Raw genomic sequence first — 16,519 nt, 5'->3', positions numbered from 1 at the left:
TTCCATCCTCAAAGCTTGTGCCGGCTGACGATGCTGACCGCCTCGTCGGCGATGACCTGCTCCTCGTCCGTGGGGATAACGAGGGCTGCTATTTTGCTGTCTCTTGTGCTGATCACGGTTGCATTGGCTTTGTTCGCAGCCTCGCTCAATGAAAGGCCCATCCATGCCAGATGGCGCGCCACGCCCTTGCGGATCTCCGGCTGATGCTCGCCGATACCAGCGGTAAAGACAATGGCGTCCACGCCGCCGAGAGAGACCGCAAGCCTGCCCGTCTCGCCGGCGATCCTGAAACAGAAGAGGTCGATAGCCTCCTTCGCCGCAGGGTGGAAATCATCGATCAGGGTGCGCACGTCTCCGCTGATCCCAGAAACGCCGAGCAGCCCGCACTGGTGGTAGAGAAAGTTCTCAAGCCCATCAGCATCGCGGTAATCATTGCGAAGCAGGTGGATGACGACGCCGGGATCGAGCGCGCCCGGCCGCGTTGCCATCGGGATTCCATCGAGAGCGGAAAAGCCCATGCTGGTATCGATACTTACACCATCAACCATGCCGCATAGGCTCGCGCCGCTGCCAAGATGTGCGCAGATGACGCGCCCACCGGCCAGGTCGGGGTCGTGCTTCCTGATCTCGTCGGAGACGTACTTGTAGGAAAGGCCATGGAAGCCGTATCGGCGGATGCCGGCGTCGTGCAGGTCTGCTGGAATCGCGAGCCGCGTGGCAAGGCTGCTCTGCGACGAATGAAACGCCGTGTCGAACGATGCCGTCTGCGGCATGTCCGGATACGCCTCCCGCACCGCACGGATGATCTCGAGTGCCGGCGGAAGATGGATCGGCGCCAAATGCCTCAGATGTGCAATCCTTCCGACCGCATCCGCATCCAAAAGGATCGGGCCATTGAAGACCTGGCCGCCATGCACGATGCGGTGACCGGCAACGACAGGGTCGCACCCCTTTGGAACAAGGCACCCCAAGGCTTGCGACACAAGCCGGCCATCGATCCCGGCGCCGGATGTCAGATCGACCACCGCGTCCTTGGCAGCAATCCGGTAGGCGAACTGCGGCTCGTCGCCGAGCGTCGCGGTCCCGCCGCCGAGCCGGAGAGCCCGCCCCTCCTCCAGCCTGAAGATGCCGATCTTGAGGCTGGACGATCCGGCGTTGAACGTAACGGCGATCCTATCCATTGCCCGAGGTCCCAGAGGGTGCCGTGCCAGACTTCTGCGCCTCGGTCTTCGCTGCCTCGAAGAACTCGTCGGCATAGTCCATGGCTGCCGCCTCGTCTTCCGGCGAGAGGTGGAAGACCGCGCATCGCTCTCTCAGCACACGGAACACTTCCTTTTTCAACCTTGCAGTCTCGAATTCGTCGTTCGAAGCCACAGCGCCCCGAAGACAGGTGACCGCGACGACTTCCAGGACGACCAACTTGCCTTCCACTTCGCCCTGCGTCGGGATCGCGAAGCGTTCGCCGCCCCGCTTGAAGTCACGATCCATGAACAGCATCGTTGTCTTTCCTTATGTCGGGATGAAAACTGGCATCCGGGTCTAGCGTCCGTTGCAGCCCACGCGGCACGACTGCGCGGCCGTTCTCCTCCGCTGTGGACTTCAGACGGTCCTCCTATCGGTTTCCAGGCAATCTATCCCACCGCGAGCGACCCTGCCTTGACACAGGTCAAGGGCGTGTTCAGAGGGGGCAAGCTTCAGAACAATGCCGGGACCGGGCTGCCGCGCATCTGACGCTCGACAGCTCTCCCAGCGTACGCTGCTGCGCCCGCAAAGGAAATCGTCGAGCGCCTTCTCAGAGGAAAGCACAACGATGCCGTTCTGGAAGTGCGCTTCTGGGCATGGGTCGAATGTCGCGTGTCGACGTGGGCGTCGCCGCGATCCGCGCCCACGACAGGAGAGCGGGCCACCTGCCGGCTTCAGCAAAGATTCCGGATCTTGACCTAGGACAATGACCCAATTCGGGGAATCCCACATCGTGACGGTCCAAACGGGAGGATCTCCGATGGATCGAGGATATCGCGTGCATCCACTGCGGCTCGACAAAGCGCTTCAAGCCTACAGCCTGATACACCTGGCAGAGCCCCATTTCCGCGCGGACGAGTGGGCCGAGCTGGTAGCGAGCGCACATCGATGGCTGATAATCTCGCTGGAGGACGCGACGGGCTACGTTCGTGGCTTGGCGGCATACCGGATCGAAAAACATCCGGTTGCAGGAGAACTGATGGATGTGCCGATTTTCCTGGCCGCAAGCGTCATCGACGACGTTGCCATTGCGGAGAAGATGTTCGCGGCACTCCGGAAGAAGTCGGCGGAGTGCCGATATATGCGCGTATGGACAAACCTTCCCAGGAATTTCGCAGAGATGGAGAACGAGGACAAATTTCTCCGCTGGGACCACGGTCTCATGGTCAAGATTGACCGGAAGCCGTCTCCGGCCTTGCTGTGAACAGGTATCCGACGCCGCGCACCGACTTGATCAGGTTCGGATTGGCCGGGTCCAATTCGATCTTGCGCCGGAGCCTGACGATCAGCGCGTCAATGGTTCGGTCGAAGCCGTCACGGGTGCGTTTGTGTGTCAGATCCATCAGCATATCCCGAGTAAGGACCCGCCCCGCATGGGTCACGAACACGTGCAGCATGTCGAATTCCCCCGTCGACAAAGCCACCTCGCCACCTTTCGGGTTTGTTACGGCCCTGCGTTCGACGTCAACTTGCCAGCCGTCAAAGCGGAGAACGGAGCCTTCGGTCCTTGCCACCTCTCCCGAATGGCTCCTGCGCCTCAGGACGGTCCTCACCCGAGCAAGCACCTCCCGCAAATGGAAGGGCTTGCCGATATAGTCGTCGGCGCCCATCTCGAGCCCGACAACCCGGTCCATGACGTCGTCGTGGCCCGAAAGCATGATGATGGGAACGTCCGCGCAGGCCCGTATCTCCCTGGCGAGTTGCAGTCCATCACTGTCGCCCGGCAGGACGAGGTCGAGCAGGATCACGTCAAAGCGCGCGCCCGCCATCTTCGCACGCATCTGCGAACTGCTGGAAACAGCATCGACGTCGAAACCTTGGTCGCCGAGATACTGCACGAGCATTCGCTGAATCCGGACATCATCGTCCACGACAAGTATGCGAGTTCGCCTGACGGTGCCGAGTGTCATCGACGCGTTCTTTGGTTGTTGCGAATTGTTACAAAATCGCACCAACTATTACGCCCCTCGCGTTCCTGTGTCATCAACATTCAGTCAACTGCCGCCCATGGGAAAATCCACGGGAGTGAGGGCATGTTGGCGGTATCAAACATCCACGAAATCGCACAGCCACTGGTGCATCAATCAATCGACTTCGCGCCGTTGTTCCTGCGTCAGGCCACCGAGACGGCAACGGCAGGAAGCACGATCTTCTTCGATGGCGATGCCGCCCGGCACGTGTTTTCCATCGTAAGCGGCAATGTACGCATATGTCGATTTCTTCCAGACGGCCGCCGCCTGATCATCGGGTTTCTCGGGACGGGGGACCTTGTCGGACTATCCTTCCGCAACCGCTACATGTTCAGCGCCGAGGCCATCGACGAGGTCGTTTTTAGCAGGATGGGCAAGCGTATGCTGGAGGCGGAACTGCAGCTTGTCCCGGAATTCAGACCTCAACTTCTGTCGCATCTTCGCGACGAAATCTCCGCAGGACAAGACCATATGCTGCTGCTCTCCCACAAGAACGCGCAGCAACGGGTCTGCAGCTTCTTGCTGCAGCGGCTTGAAAAGACGCAGAGCCCGGATGGCCGGACAATTCACCTTCCGATGGTCCGTGCCGACATAGCAGACCATCTCGGCATGACGATCGAAACCGTTTCCAGAACGCTCACCAAACTGGTTGCGAAGGGTGTTCTCTTGCCAGCGGAAAAGCATCAGTTCAAGGTTATAAGCCGGTCGGAATTGGCCCGCAGCGCCGACGAGTACGCCGAAGACGCCGTCGAAGGTGGAGGCGCAGGAGACCGCCATGCTGGAAGACGCTACCAGTGAGACCGACGTGGACCGGATCGTCCGCATGTTCGATGGGGCCAACCTGATTTTCCACGGCTTCGACGGCGTCATCCAGCGCTGGACCTCGGGCTGCGAGCGGCTGTACGGGTGGACCGTTGCCGAGGCTGTTGGGAAAGTGGTGCATGACCTGCTTGAAACGCGCTTTCCGGTGAGCATCGACAAACTTCGAAGCGTTGTCAGAGAAAAGGGTTGCTGGACCGGACAGGTGTCGCACCGTCGCAAGGATGGGGTCCGGCTGGCAATCATGACACGGTGGACTGTTCTCGACCTCGCAGATCCGGATACGCTTATCGTCCAGTCGAACAGCGACGTAACCGTCATGCAGGAGATTCAAGACGAACTGCGAGAGCGGCAGGCGCATCTTCAGTCCATTCTTGCCACGGTACCCGATGCCATGATCGTCATCGACGACAAGGGTCTGATCGCGTCCTTCAGCACGGCAGCGGAGAAATTGTTCGGATACGTGGCAAGTGAGGTGATCGGACAGAACGTCTCCATGCTGATGCCCTCACCGGACAGGGAAGCGCATGACGGCTATCTCGGCTCCTACCTGCAGACGGGACGACGCCGGATCATCGGTTACGGACGCGTCGTCGTCGGCCTGAAGAAGAGTGGTGCGACCTTCCCGATGGAGCTGTCGGTCGGCGAGGCCATCGCAGGCGACAAGCGCATCTTCACGGGCTTCATCCGGGATCTGACCAGCCGCCATCGTATCGAGGGCGAACTGCGGCAGGCACAAAAGATGGAAGCAGTCGGACAGTTGACCGGAGGCCTCGCCCACGACTTCAACAATCTCCTTGCAGTCATCAGCGGAAATCTCGAGATGCTGGAAACCCGCCTTGACGAACCCGGGCAGCTGTCTCTTTTGCGCGAAGCGCAATCGGCGGCCGACGACGGCGCGCGGCTCACATCGCAACTGCTCGCTTTCGGTCGCCGACAGGCGCTCGCGCCGACCGTGATCGACGTCGGCGCGCTTCTTGGCGAGTTTTCCGACCTGGTCCAGCGATCGCTTGGAGAATCCGTCGAGCTTCGGACGATCATCCCCGGAAGACGGTTGAGCGCCATGGTGGACAAGGCGCAGTTGCAGAGCGCGCTTCTCAACCTTTCGATCAATGCTAGGGACGCGATGCCGGGCGGCGGCCGTCTGACGATCGAGATATCCGGCGTCGAGATCGACACCGACTATGCCGGCATGTATCCGGCCATCCGGCCCGGCCGGTATGTGCTGATCTCGGTTGCGGACACAGGCACCGGGATGACATCAGACGTGCTCGAGCGCGCTTTCGAACCGTTCTTCACGACAAAGCCGACAGGTTCGGGAACGGGCCTCGGCCTCAGCATGGTCTACGGCTTTGCCAAACAGTCGTCCGGTCACCTGCAGCTATACAGTGAACCCAGCCAGGGGACGACCGTGCGCCTCTTCCTGCCGCGTATCGACAATGCCGACAGCGCCAAAGGGCGAGAGCCGGTCTCCAACAACGTGCTCGCTCCTGGCGTCGAGACCATCCTGGTTGTCGAGGACGACGCAAGAGTTAGGCAGGTAACCGTAAGCCGGCTCCTGACACTCGGATATTCCGTGATCGAAGCTTCGAACGGGTTCGACGCCCTGAAGGAACTGGAGGCCGACAACGCGGTCGCCCTCCTGTTCACGGACGTTGCGATGCCGGGCATGAACGGCGACGAACTGGCGCGTAAGGTCCGCGGGCGCTGGCCGCAGGTGAAGATTCTGCTGACCTCCGGCTTCTCCGAACCGCATGCCGCTGAAAAGGAGATCGAGGCAGGCGCCGGCTGGCTGAAGAAACCATACACGGCATCGGAGATGTCGATCCGCCTGAGGTTGCTGCTCGGTCCGAACAACGTCGAGCAACACCCGTGATTGGACCGCATCTTAGAGAAAAACAATATTGCACACGGGAGCGCCCGACCGTCAGGGCTCGTCGAGCCCGTCGATTCCCAGGAGCCGACCACGCGGTACCCTCACCATCAAACTGAGCCCCCAACGACATCAATCCACGTTTCGCGGACACCTCTGATGCATCAGCCGGCGTCCCTGCAGACTGACGAGGCCGCCCGAAACAATCAGTCCATCTTGGCGGCACCTCGTCCGGATACGCTGGTGACGGCGATCCCGTAGAAGACATGGGGCGACTCTGTGAGCATCGGCAGCTCGTGCGGTTTCATCGAGCCGATTTCCCACCAGTCCGTGTGCGCCTGCAAGAGCGACCATGCGTGCAACCGTTCGTTCCGCCAGGTTTCGCTGTCCGGGAACTCTTCGAAGCGGCCTTCGACAACGACGCTCGTCCACCCCCCGCCCACCAGGCGCTGATCGACATGAAGGCAGACTTTGTCATTTGCCCGCATCCAGTCCAGCTTCTTGCCCGGCATCGTGAAGCTGTAGGCGGTGCCGCCGGAAAAGGCGAAGTAGATCGCCGCGATATAGGGCTGTCCGTCCTTGCAGCACGCGAGATGGCCGAAACGTGCTTTTTCAAGGATGCCGTAGCATTCGGCGGGATTGATCTCCCTCAGCGTCATCGTCATGGCCATACTCCCCGTTTCTAATGAAGGCATGAATGATGATAGGCGCTCCGTGCGAAGCCGCCTTGATCAAGCGCAATGCGGAGTTTCGCTTGATACGCATGATGAAGGAGAGTTCCAGCCACAGGAGGCAAGCATGAAGCCGCAGTTCCATCTTCCGCTATCGACTTATCCCGACGCCAGCTCGTTCACCATCATCGACAACGCGATCGATCTCGCCCGGCAGCACGGCGCCGATATTGTCGCCAGTATCCCGCAGGTGCGGGTGCCCCCCATCCATCAGCCCTTCCCCACCTTGATCGACGTCGATAGCTGGAGGGCAGAAGCCGAGGCCTACAGCCGCAACAGTGGCTCGTCGCTGCAAAGCTACATAGCCGATGCTTCCTCCAAGACCGAGGTCAAGATGAGAGTACACAGCTTCGAGACAAAGGAGCCATATGTGTATGATTCCTTTGCCGGGATATCCAGGGTTCACGACTTGTCGATCGTCGAGGCTTGCGAGGTTACACGGCAGCTCTCCGAGACACTTCTCTTCGGAAGCGGGCGCCCGCTCGTGCTCTTTCCAACGTTGAGCGTCTGCGGTCGTGTCGATACCGTTGCCATTGCCTGGGACGGCAGCGCGACCGCAGCACGCGCCATCTCCTGTGCAACTCTCTTCATTGCGCGCGCAGCCAAGCTGCAGGTGATCTCGATTACCGACGACAAGCAGATCGACGAGCCGAACCGCGCTCTTTTGATTGCCTCTTTGAGATATGCGGGATTCGAGGTCGAGGATGTGCCAATTCAAGCGGCCGGAGAAAGTGTTGCCTCGGCAATTCAATCCGCAGCGCTGGAGCGGAAGGCAGATATGCTGGTCGCAGGGGGATTTGGGCACTCGCGGCTCCGCGAATTGATCCTCGGGGGCGTCACCCGGGAACTGGTGGCCAAGTGCGAACTCCCTGTGCTTCTCGCACATTAGGACAGGGCTCGCAGGGCATTCAGGATGACGGCCACGTCGATCGCCTCCTGAAGCAGCGCGCCGCCCACAGGCGGCAGGAAGCCCGCCCCCGCGAAACCCATGGCGATGACCGAGAGGCCGATGCCGGCATAGACGCTCTGGAGCGCTATTTTGCGCGACCGGCGCGCTATGCCGATCGCCGTCACGATCCTGGTGAGATCGTCGCGGATGAGGACGATGTCCGCCGCCTCCGCTGCCGCCGCAAGGTTGGTGACGCCGACAGCGATGCCGACATCGGCAGCTGCCAGTGCCGGCGCATCGTTCACGCCGTCTCCGACCATCAATACCCGGCCATTGCACCGCTCCTTTTCGATGACGGCAACCTTGTCGGCCGGGGCCAGCCTCGCCTTGACGTCATCAAGCCCAAGCGCTTGAGCTATGGCGGTCGCGATCGGCAGATCGTCCCCGGAGGCGAGAACAAGCCGCGAAACACCCGCTGCGCGGAGTTGTTCGACAAGTTGAACGGCGTCATCGCGGAGCCGGTCTGCGAGTGTGATCGTGCCGGCTGTTTCGCCATCGAAGAGAACTTTGACACGCATCGCGCTGCTCGAGCGATCCGACACAGACTTTGCCGACGCCTCGAAATAGGTGTCGCCGCCAACGCTGACGCGAACACCGTCCACGATCCCGGAGATACCAGAGCCCGCCGTCTCGGTCACCGCCGACGGCCGGCTCAACGTCAAGCCACGTCGATGTGCCTCTTGCACAAGCGCGCGCCCCACCACATGGCCCGATGCCTGGTCAAGCGAGGCGGCCAGCCGCAGGATCCTTTCAGGATCTGCACCTTCTATCGAACTGACCTCAGGCTGGCCTGCGGTCAGTGTTCCAGTCTTGTCAAAAACCGCCACTGATGCCTGAGCAAGCGCTTCAAGAGGCCCTGCCCCCTTGACCAGAACACCCTCCTTGGCGGCTTTCGACGTTCCTGCGGCAAGAGCAACAGGAACCGCCAATATCAACGGACAAGGCGTCGCGACGACAAGGACGGCCACGATCCGCGCCATATCCCCGGAAAGCATCGCCGAAATGCCAGCAACACCGATCGTGACAATGAGGAACCAGAGCGCAAACCGGTCGGCCAGCCGCATCAGCTTTGCCTTGGAGCGCTTCGACGCTTCGACCAACCTGACTATGCCGGCGTAGGCGCTATCCTCCGCCCGGCTTAGGACGCGGATCTCGATCACGTCTCCAGCATTCGTCGCGCCACTCGATATGCGGCCGCCCTTGGCGATGGAGACCGGGAACGGCTCTCCGGTCAAGACCGCCTGGTCGATCGACGCGACCTCCCCGAGCAACAGTCCATCGGCGGGAACGACGTCTCCCTTTCGTATCAGCAGCGTCTCCCCGATCGCGATGGTCTCGATCGGGATCTCCTCAACGCCGCCTTCAGCCAGTCGGAGCGCCGTGCGTGGAACTTGTGCCAGCAGCGCCGACATTCCCTCGTCGGCACGGCGATGGGCGTAGGCTTCCAAGAACTGGCCACCAGAGTACATCAGACCGACGATCGCTCCGGCCAGGTATTCGCCGAACCACAGCGAGGCAGCCATTGCGAGTGCGGCAATCAAGTCCAGGCCGAACTCCCTTTGCTGCAGCTTGCCGGCGATCTCTGCGAACAGCGACAGCAAGACCAAGCTGGTGCAACTGACGAGAACAATCCTGTATCCGAAGCTATATCCTGCCGCGTAGAAACCAAACGCACTCGTGATCGCGACAATGGACACGACGGCGAGTACCGCCGCGCGGGGTCCATAGCCCGACAGGCGTGACAGGCGACCTTGACCGCCCGCACGGCCGCTCGTCTGCAAAGGCACAGCTATGGTCATCTCTCACGCTCCGATGAAATCACCCTCTGGCTAATCCAGGGACTTGGCACACTCGATGCAGAACGGCGTATAGGGAACTGCCGCTAGACGATGCCTGCCGATGGCAGCCTTGCACTTCACGCATTGGCCATAGGTGCCGCGCTCAAGCCGTTCCAGTGCCGCGTCGATCGCAGCGATCTGATTGATCCCTTCGGTCTGCATTTCACGAAGAACCTCGTCGTTCTCAACCTGGATGGCGCGCTCCTCGCTGTCCTTTTCGAGCGCAACGCCAAGGTCAGCATCAATCGCACCGAGACGGCGTCGAAGTTCTTCCCTCATGCGGTGCAGATCGTCTCGAACTGATAGCTTATCCATTGTGTTTCCTTCACCTGTGGACCTGTGGCGCGCCTGGCGCTTACTTTCCCACGTTCGGCCAACCGTTCCTTGATCTTGGTCAATTCCCCTGCGATCCGCCCTTGTTTGCGAATGTGGGAGACCTGGCGTTGACGAAGATCAAAGACATCGCCGTGACGGCAGATATCATCTCCCCATTCAACCAGAGAGGTGATCGACATGGCCATTCGAACGGTACTGAGCATCCTTAATTCCCAGAATTTCGATGAAGACCTGAAGGCCGCCGTCGAATTCTGCCAGGCGTCCGACGCGCATCTCAGCGCGATCGTGATCTGCATGAGCACGGCACCGATGATCGGGGAATACAACGCCATCTCCACGGTCTGGCTGGACGAACGCCAGCGCGAAATCGAGGAACTCGGCAAGAAGAGCGAAGGGATCAAGACCTATCTGTCCGGAACGGACCTGTCATACGATGTCCAGGACATCTACACCGAATTCGCCTGGGCTCAGGAAGACGTGGCGGAAAGAGCGCTCTATGCGGACGTCGTGCTCGTCGGCCGACAGGCGGCCAAGGACGAAGAGCTTCAGAAACGCATCATCGACGGCGCCCTGTTCCGGACACCGACACCGGTCATCATGAACCGTGGGCCACGACCGATGCGATCGATCGCCAAATCAATCCTTCTCGCATGGGATTCCAGCGACGAAGCCTCGCGCGCGGCGCGCCAGGCTATCGACCTGATGAAGGCGGCGGACTGCGTCTACGTGACGATGATCGATCCGCTTTCCCGGGAGCGGGTCAATGGAGAGGAGCCCGGCGCGGATATAGCAACATATCTTGCCCGCCACGGCGTCAAGGTTCAGGTTGACAGATTGGCCAGCGGCGGCAGCCAGGCGGACGAAGTCCTCAGACAGCACGCAGTGGATGTCAACGCCGACATGATCGTCATGGGGGCATACAACCATCCGCGCTGGCTGCAGACGCTCTTCGGAGGCGTGACGCGCAGCATGATCGAAAGCAGCCGAATGCCCATATTCCTGTCGCATTGACGGGCTCGCTATTCGGGCGGCGCGCGGCCCGCATCACCGCCGCGCGTTCCATGGCAGTTTCCGGCAGCAGCTTGGCATGCGCCGCGAATACCTTCGTTACTTCCAGTATTTCGGCCTCCAAATGATAGATTGACCGATGACGACCGACGCCCTTCAACGCCTTGGCCTCGCACTCGCCATAGGAATACTGGTCGGGATCGAGCGCGGCTGGCGCGAGCGTGACGCTGAGCCGGGCAAAAGGGTGGCGGGTATCCGCACCTATGGCCTCTCGAGTTTCCTCGGTGGTTTCTGTGGGTTCTTGCAGCCCGTTACCGGAGTGGTCCTTCCGACAGCCATTTTCGCATTCTTCTGCATCACAATTCTTGGCTTCAGCCGCATGCAATCGATGAGCGAGCGGGATTACAGCGCAACCGGCGCGATTGCGGCGATAACGGTATTCGCGCTCGGCTTCGGCGCGGTGGTCGCAGATATGACGGCGACGGCGGCGAGCGCTGTTGCGGTCACGGCGCTACTTGCCGCGCGCGAACCCTTGCACGGATTTCTGCGAAAATTGACGTGGCTCGAATTGCGGGCCGCGCTGATCCTGCTGACGATGACCGTTGTCATTCTTCCAATTCTTCCAGACGTCCCGATCGACCCCTGGCAGGTGATCAACCCGTTCGAGCTTTGGATGATGACCATCCTTGTGGGCACTGTTTCTTTTGGAGGTTATGTTCTGATCAAGGCCAGCGGTGCACGCGCGGGGATACTATTGACGGGCGCAAGCGGCGGCATCGTCTCCTCGACCGCGTTGACGCTTTCCTTTGCCCGCCAGTCGATGACGACGCCCGCCCTGTCGCCAATACTGTCGGCGGGAGCAATGCTGGCGGGAGCGGTATCGTTGACCCGAGCGCTTCTGATCTGCAGCTTCATTGCGCCGTTGGTCGGAAAGGAGCTTGCAGCATCGCTTGGTCCGGCTGCGGCAACGTTTGCGGTAGGAGGGGCCGTTTTCGGTTGGTATCGCCCCTCTGCCGAAGCCACAGAGTTCTCGCCCAAAAATCCGCTGGAGGTGGCGGTGGTTCTCCGCTTTGCGCTCCTTCTTGGCGTTGTGACCATCGTGACGCGGGGGGCACTGACGCTGTTTGGAACACAGTCGCTGTTTGCGGTGGCGCTCGTTACCGGCCTGGGAGATCTCGATGCCATCACTCTCTCCGTGGCAAGGCTTTCATCTCTCCATGTCTCCACAGATGCCGCCGCCCAGGCCATAGCCGCCGCCGCCTTCGCAAATCTGCTCGCGAAAGTCGCGTTGGCGGCAAGCGCCGGGAACGCCGCCTTCGCAGGCCGACTGGCAGTCGCCTCCGTGGCTGCGATGGTTGCCGGCGTCGCGGGCCTGTTGTTGACGTGACAGAGCCAGCGCCCAGCGGACGGATGCAGACAAATGCGGAGACGCATGGACGGGAGAAACTCAATGCCATGTCGAGGGGAGCTTCGAAGCGTTTGAAGCACGCGTCCGCGGCGAGGAGCGCGAGGCAAATGAACGCGTTCTTTCAGTCGGCGCTGGCTTGCGGATACGCCTCGGATCGTGCAGACAGCAGGCCAATCGCCCCGAACGCAGCCACCGCGACGAAGCCGACGGCGGCGGTAACGGCCAGCGATAGCTGGACGCCGGCATACCCCATGACGTAGGCAAGCGCGAACGGCGCCGTCGCGGAGAGTATCAAACGGGCCGCCATCACCCGCCCTTGAGTTTGCCCGTAGCCTTCGCTTCCGAACAGTTGCAGGGGGAGCGTGCCCGTTACGATGCTGAAGATGCCATTGCCGAGGCCGAAGACAACGGCGAAAGCCACTGCGCCGGCGGCCCAGGACGAAGACAGGGCGAGAACGACGATCGCACTCGGCATGAGCACGGACGCGATCATCGCCAGCTTCAAAGGCGGCAGGTTGCCGCCCACCAGCATGTTCGTAAAGCGGCTTGCGACCTGCGACGGACCGAACAGGCTGCCGATAATTGCGGCAGACGTTCCGAGGCCAAGTCCGGATAGTATCGGAACCATGTGCACCAGTATGGCCGAGCTCAACAGCGACTGAATGGAGAACCCGACCACCATCAGGACAAAGCCTGTCCGGCGGCTCTGTCCGGAAAGGGTTCCGACAGTGACATCCCGTAAGGACACCGTTTGCTTGGTCGGACCATTGCGGCGGGTGCCCATCGACAGCCAGTAGTGGATCGGCATGGCAACAAGCAAGTTCAAGGCGGCAAAGACAAGGTAGACCTGCTGCCACGACAGGTGGGCATGCATCACGCTTGTCACCGGCCAGAAAATCGTCGAGGCGAAGCCGGCGATCAGTGTCAGATATGTGATGCTCCGCTGCGCCACGTCCGGTCTGATCTGGACGATGAGCGCGAAGGCGGCTCCGTACTGGACGAGGTTCGCGCTGACCTCGACGACGACAAGCGTCAACGAAAACAACGTTTTCCCCGCAGACAATGCGCAAGCGATCAGCGCCAGAGCAGCGACGCCGGAGCCGATCGTCATCACCCGCCCTGCCCCGATGCGGTCGATCCACACCCCCAGTGAGGGTGCTGTCAATCCTCCGACGAGAAGGGCCACCGACAAGATTCCGAAGATGCCTTCCGAGGAAAGCCCGAAGTCCCTCGCCATGGCTGGAGCAAGAATGCTGAACGAGTAGTAGAGCGTGCCGTATCCGATGATCTGGGTGACACCAAGCAGAAGCACAGCGCTCCAGGGAATGCCGCTGCCTCTCATATGGATTGCAGGGACACGCGCTCTTCCAGTTTGGCAGCGGCCTCCTTCCGTTCGCTGTAGCGGTCGGTCAAATACGCGGAGGCATCGCGCGTCAGGAGCGTGAACTTCATCAGTTCTTCGCAGACATCGACGACGCGATCGTAATAGGCCGACGGCTTCATCCGTCCTTCAGCGTCGAATTCCTGATACGCTCTGGCGACGGAGGACTGGTTCGGAATCGTGATCATTCGCATCCAACGGCCAAGAATCCGCATCTGGTTGACTGCGTTGAACGACTGGCTGCCGCCGGAGACCTCCATCACGGCAAGCGTCTTTCCTTGCGTCGGGCGCACGGACCCGATGGAGAGCGGAATCCAGTCGATCTGTGCCTTCATGATACCCGTCATCGCGCCGTGCCGTTCGGGACTAACCCACACCTGGCCTTCCGACCATTCGGACAGGCTACGCAGTTCCTGCACCTTGGGATGATCGGCAGGAGCGGCGTCCGGAAGGGGCAGGCCTTCCGGGTTGAACACGCGGACCTCTGCGCCGAAATACTCGAGCAGGCGTCGCGCTTCATGGGCGAGCAAGCGGCTGTAGGAGACTTCTCGCAGTGAGCCGTAGAGAACGAGGATCCGGGGCCTGTGCGTCAGGAGAGCCGGCCGGAGCGCATCGATGTCCGGGATCTGGAGGTGCTCGACCGCAGCAGAAGGCAGATCAGACAATACGCTTTCCCTCCGCGTCGAGAACCAGTTCGCCGTCCTCCTTGGCGAAAGCGCCCTTGTGACTATCGGGCAGAATGTCGAGAACGACTTCCGACGGCCGTGCGAGCCTGACCCCGAGTGGCGTGACGACGAATGGCCGGTTGATCAGGATCGGGTCCTTCAGCATCGCATCGAGAAGCTCGTCGTCCGTCAGGGCCGGATCGCCGAGATTGAGCTCTGCGTAGGGTGTGCCCTTCTCACGGATCGCCTGCCTGACCGTTAGTCCGGCGGCGGATATCATCGCGACGAGCTTGTCACGGGACGGCGGCGTCGTCAGGTAATCGATGACTTCGGGTTCAATTCCCGCACTACGGATCATGGCAAGCGTGTTGCGGGAGGTCCCGCATTTGGGATTGTGGTAGATGGTGACATCCATGCTCATGCCCTTTCTTTGATGGAGGAGGACGGCGCGCGCACGGCGGCACCGCGCTCGTACCAACCCTTCGACCGGTTGACGATCCAGACGACCGACAGCATCACGGGAACCTCGATCAACACGCCGACGACGGTCGCCAGCGCCGCGCCCGAATTGAAGCCGAACAGGCTGATCGCGGCAGCGACGGCGAGTTCGAAGAAGTTCGACGCGCCGATGAGGGCTGACGGCCCGGCCACACAGTGTTTTTCGCCCGATAGACGGTTGAGGAGATAGGCGAGACCAGAGTTGAAGTAGACCTGGATCAGGATCGGAATTGCAAGCAGTGCGATGACGGCCGGTTGTGCAATGATCTGCTCGCCCTGAAAGCCGAATAGCAGGACCAGCGTGGCCAGCAGAGCGACGAGCGAAACGGGTTGCAGGCGAGCGCCGAGCCTCACGACATCGACTGTCCTGCGCAGCGCCTGGGCGACGATAACCGGAAGAACGATGTAGAGCACGACCGACAGGATCAGCGTATCCCAGGGGACTGTTATCGCTGACAGCCCGAGTAGCAGGCCGACGATCGGCGCGAACGCAACGACCATGATTGCGTCGTTCACGGCGACCTGGCTCAGCGTGAAATGGGGCTCGCCCTTGACGAGATTCGACCACACGAAGACCATTGCCGTGCATGGAGCCGCGGCCAGAATGATCAGCCCGGCAATATAGGAGTCGATCTGCTCCGGCGGGAGATACGAGCGAAACAGATGCCCTATGAACAGCCAGCCGAGCAACGCCATGGAGAACGGCTTCACGGCCCAGTTGATGAAGAGCGTGACGCCGATCCCGCGCCAGTGCCGGCCGATTTTTCCGAGCGCCAGGAAGTCGATCTTCAGGAGCATCGGGATAATCATCAGCCAGATCAGCACCGCAACCGGCAGGTTGACCTTGGCAACTTCAGCGGCCGCGACGGCGTGGAACGCACCTGGCATGAGGTGGCCGAGCGCGATACCGACGAGGATGCAGAGAAAGACCCAAAGGGTCAGGTAGCGTTCAAATGAAGACATGCTGTTACCCGTGGACTGTGCGCGAAAGCAGTGTTGCAGATGCAGGACAAAGGCCGGTCGCCTGGCGGGTTCGCAGGATCGCAGGCGGCGCGTCTGCCCGATCCGTCACGACGAAGCCAAGTCGTTCGAAAAACGGCGCGGCGCGCTCGGTAAGGAGGTAGACGCTCAGCATGCCGAGCCGACCTGCTTCACCGAGGAGCCACTCGACCACGTCCGTGCCGAAACGCATCCCTCGATACTCCGTAAGGACGACGACGGGTCGAAGAAGCGCCACGTTGCCACAGCGCTCCAGACCGCCATAACCGACCGTCCCCTGATCCGTGGAAAACCGGTAGAACACGCGGTCTGCTTCTGTCAGGTCGTCGGCCGGAAGCAGGGCAAGCGCGAGGTCCGGGTCGTCCCCGCCTATATGATCGACGTTCATGTGGCTTCGGCTCCCGATGCGCTCGGCACACAGCATGATGCAACCGCTGCTGCCGACAAGCAGATTTCCGGATGCCCCGCACAGCAGTCTTCCATCAGGAACCTGACAAGCGCACCCAGCCCCTCGAAGTTGGCCGTATAAATCATCGAGCGCGCTTCCCGCTGCTGGTTGATCAATCCAGCGCGCTCCAGTTCCTTCAAATGAAACGACACGTTGGACGCGGAAACGCCTGCCTTCTCTGCCACTGCGCCAGCCGCCATGCCGCCCGGCCCGGCAACCACCAGCATGCGAACGATCTGAAGTCTCGTTTCCTGGGAGAGTGCCGCAAACGATGCGAGGGCTTGACGTTCTTTCATATTTCTACAATCCTTTAACTATTGAAATAATGGATAGCGGATATGGATAGGATCGGCA

19 protein-coding genes are annotated in these 16,519 nt (G+C 60.9%); 6 read left to right on the top strand and 13 right to left on the bottom strand.

The window, feature by feature from the left end; genetic code table 11:
- Positions 1-8 precede the first annotated feature (8 nt).
- Positions 9-1,181: an acetate/propionate family kinase gene (locus GVL52_RS00095; protein WP_160003229.1), complete on the bottom strand. Its 1,173-nt coding sequence runs from the start codon at positions 1,179-1,181 to the stop codon at positions 9-11.
- Complete coding sequence (locus GVL52_RS00090; protein ID WP_160003228.1) at positions 1,174-1,497, bottom strand: hypothetical protein; 324 nt, start codon at positions 1,495-1,497, stop codon at positions 1,174-1,176. The genes GVL52_RS00095 and GVL52_RS00090 overlap by 8 nt, the downstream gene beginning before the upstream one ends.
- A gap of 505 nt (positions 1,498-2,002) precedes the next feature.
- Between GVL52_RS00090 and GVL52_RS00085 the strand changes: the two genes are divergently transcribed.
- On the top strand, positions 2,003-2,446 hold the full coding sequence (locus GVL52_RS00085; RefSeq protein ID WP_160003227.1) for a hypothetical protein: 444 nt from the start codon (positions 2,003-2,005) through the stop codon (positions 2,444-2,446).
- Here the strand turns inward: GVL52_RS00085 and GVL52_RS00080 are convergent.
- Complete coding sequence (locus GVL52_RS00080) at positions 2,409-3,152, bottom strand: response regulator (RefSeq protein ID WP_160003226.1); 744 nt, start codon at positions 3,150-3,152, stop codon at positions 2,409-2,411. The two genes, GVL52_RS00085 and GVL52_RS00080, sit on opposite strands and share 38 nt — an antisense overlap.
- Between GVL52_RS00080 and GVL52_RS00075 the strand changes: the two genes are divergently transcribed.
- Together GVL52_RS00075 and GVL52_RS00070 are read left to right on the top strand one after the other, a co-directional pair.
- Positions 3,060-4,010 (top strand): helix-turn-helix domain-containing protein, encoded by a 951-nt coding sequence (locus GVL52_RS00075; RefSeq protein ID WP_244619045.1) that lies wholly within the window; start codon positions 3,060-3,062, stop codon positions 4,008-4,010. The genes GVL52_RS00080 and GVL52_RS00075 overlap by 93 nt on opposite strands.
- Complete coding sequence (locus GVL52_RS00070) at positions 3,988-5,907, top strand: PAS domain-containing sensor histidine kinase (RefSeq protein WP_160003225.1); 1,920 nt, start codon at positions 3,988-3,990, stop codon at positions 5,905-5,907. The genes GVL52_RS00075 and GVL52_RS00070 overlap by 23 nt, the downstream gene beginning before the upstream one ends.
- 203 nt (positions 5,908-6,110) lie before the next feature.
- On the opposite strand, the gene GVL52_RS00065 is transcribed toward GVL52_RS00070, so the two are convergent.
- On the bottom strand, positions 6,111-6,569 hold the full coding sequence (locus GVL52_RS00065; protein WP_160003224.1) for a pyridoxamine 5'-phosphate oxidase family protein: 459 nt from the start codon (positions 6,567-6,569) through the stop codon (positions 6,111-6,113).
- A 133-nt stretch (positions 6,570-6,702) separates the two neighbouring features.
- On the opposite strand from GVL52_RS00065, the gene GVL52_RS00060 reads away from it, so the two are divergent.
- On the top strand, positions 6,703-7,524 hold the full coding sequence (locus GVL52_RS00060) for a universal stress protein (RefSeq protein ID WP_160003223.1): 822 nt from the start codon (positions 6,703-6,705) through the stop codon (positions 7,522-7,524).
- Here GVL52_RS00060 and GVL52_RS00055 read toward each other — a convergent pair.
- Genes GVL52_RS00055 through GVL52_RS00045 form a run of 3 tightly spaced genes read right to left on the bottom strand, consistent with a single transcriptional unit; the run spans position 7,521 to position 9,937 of the window.
- A complete protein-coding gene (locus tag GVL52_RS00055; protein ID WP_160003222.1) occupies positions 7,521-9,383 on the bottom strand; it encodes a heavy metal translocating P-type ATPase in 1,863 nt (620 codons plus the stop codon). The genes GVL52_RS00060 and GVL52_RS00055 overlap by 4 nt on opposite strands.
- 30 nt (positions 9,384-9,413) lie before the next feature.
- Positions 9,414-9,737, bottom strand: coding sequence for a TraR/DksA family transcriptional regulator (locus GVL52_RS00050; RefSeq protein ID WP_160003221.1), 324 nt, complete (start codon positions 9,735-9,737; stop codon positions 9,414-9,416).
- A complete protein-coding gene (locus tag GVL52_RS00045; protein WP_160003220.1) occupies positions 9,698-9,937 on the bottom strand; it encodes a hypothetical protein in 240 nt (79 codons plus the stop codon). The genes GVL52_RS00050 and GVL52_RS00045 overlap by 40 nt, the downstream gene beginning before the upstream one ends.
- On the opposite strand from GVL52_RS00045, the gene GVL52_RS00040 reads away from it, so the two are divergent.
- Together GVL52_RS00040 and GVL52_RS00035 are read left to right on the top strand one after the other, a co-directional pair.
- A complete protein-coding gene (locus GVL52_RS00040) occupies positions 9,936-10,769 on the top strand; it encodes a universal stress protein (protein ID WP_160003219.1) in 834 nt (277 codons plus the stop codon). The genes GVL52_RS00045 and GVL52_RS00040 overlap by 2 nt on opposite strands.
- A 136-nt stretch (positions 10,770-10,905) precedes the next feature.
- Complete coding sequence (locus tag GVL52_RS00035) at positions 10,906-12,153, top strand: MgtC/SapB family protein (RefSeq protein WP_160003218.1); 1,248 nt, start codon at positions 10,906-10,908, stop codon at positions 12,151-12,153.
- 142 nt (positions 12,154-12,295) lie between these two features.
- Here GVL52_RS00035 and arsK read toward each other — a convergent pair whose 3' ends face one another.
- Genes arsK through GVL52_RS00005 form a run of 6 tightly spaced genes read right to left on the bottom strand, consistent with a single transcriptional unit; the run spans position 12,296 to position 16,461 of the window.
- Entirely contained in the window at positions 12,296-13,516 is a 1,221-nt protein-coding gene (arsK, locus tag GVL52_RS00030) for an arsenite efflux MFS transporter ArsK (protein WP_160003217.1), read from the bottom strand.
- On the bottom strand, positions 13,513-14,220 hold the full coding sequence (gene arsH / locus GVL52_RS00025) for an arsenical resistance protein ArsH (RefSeq protein WP_160003216.1): 708 nt from the start codon (positions 14,218-14,220) through the stop codon (positions 13,513-13,515). Before arsH ends, arsK begins: the two co-directional genes overlap by 4 nt.
- Positions 14,213-14,635, bottom strand: coding sequence for an arsenate reductase (glutaredoxin) (arsC, locus tag GVL52_RS00020; protein WP_160003949.1), 423 nt, complete (start codon positions 14,633-14,635; stop codon positions 14,213-14,215). The genes arsH and arsC overlap by 8 nt, the downstream gene beginning before the upstream one ends.
- A gap of 2 nt (positions 14,636-14,637) precedes the next feature.
- On the bottom strand, positions 14,638-15,681 hold the full coding sequence (gene arsB, locus GVL52_RS00015) for an ACR3 family arsenite efflux transporter (RefSeq protein ID WP_160003215.1): 1,044 nt from the start codon (positions 15,679-15,681) through the stop codon (positions 14,638-14,640).
- Between the two features lie 4 nt (positions 15,682-15,685).
- A complete protein-coding gene (arsN2, locus tag GVL52_RS00010; protein ID WP_160003214.1) occupies positions 15,686-16,105 on the bottom strand; it encodes an arsenic resistance N-acetyltransferase ArsN2 in 420 nt (139 codons plus the stop codon).
- On the bottom strand, positions 16,102-16,461 hold the full coding sequence (locus tag GVL52_RS00005) for a helix-turn-helix transcriptional regulator (protein ID WP_160003213.1): 360 nt from the start codon (positions 16,459-16,461) through the stop codon (positions 16,102-16,104). Before GVL52_RS00005 ends, arsN2 begins: the two co-directional genes overlap by 4 nt.
- Positions 16,462-16,519 lie beyond the last annotated feature (58 nt).

The organism is Rhizobium sp. 18055 (genome assembly GCF_902706285.1).
In the GTDB taxonomy this organism is placed as follows: domain Bacteria; phylum Pseudomonadota; class Alphaproteobacteria; order Rhizobiales; family Rhizobiaceae; genus Rhizobium.
The sequence above is the reverse complement of the archived record's forward strand: the minus strand, read 5'-3'. Positions and strand labels throughout refer to the sequence as shown.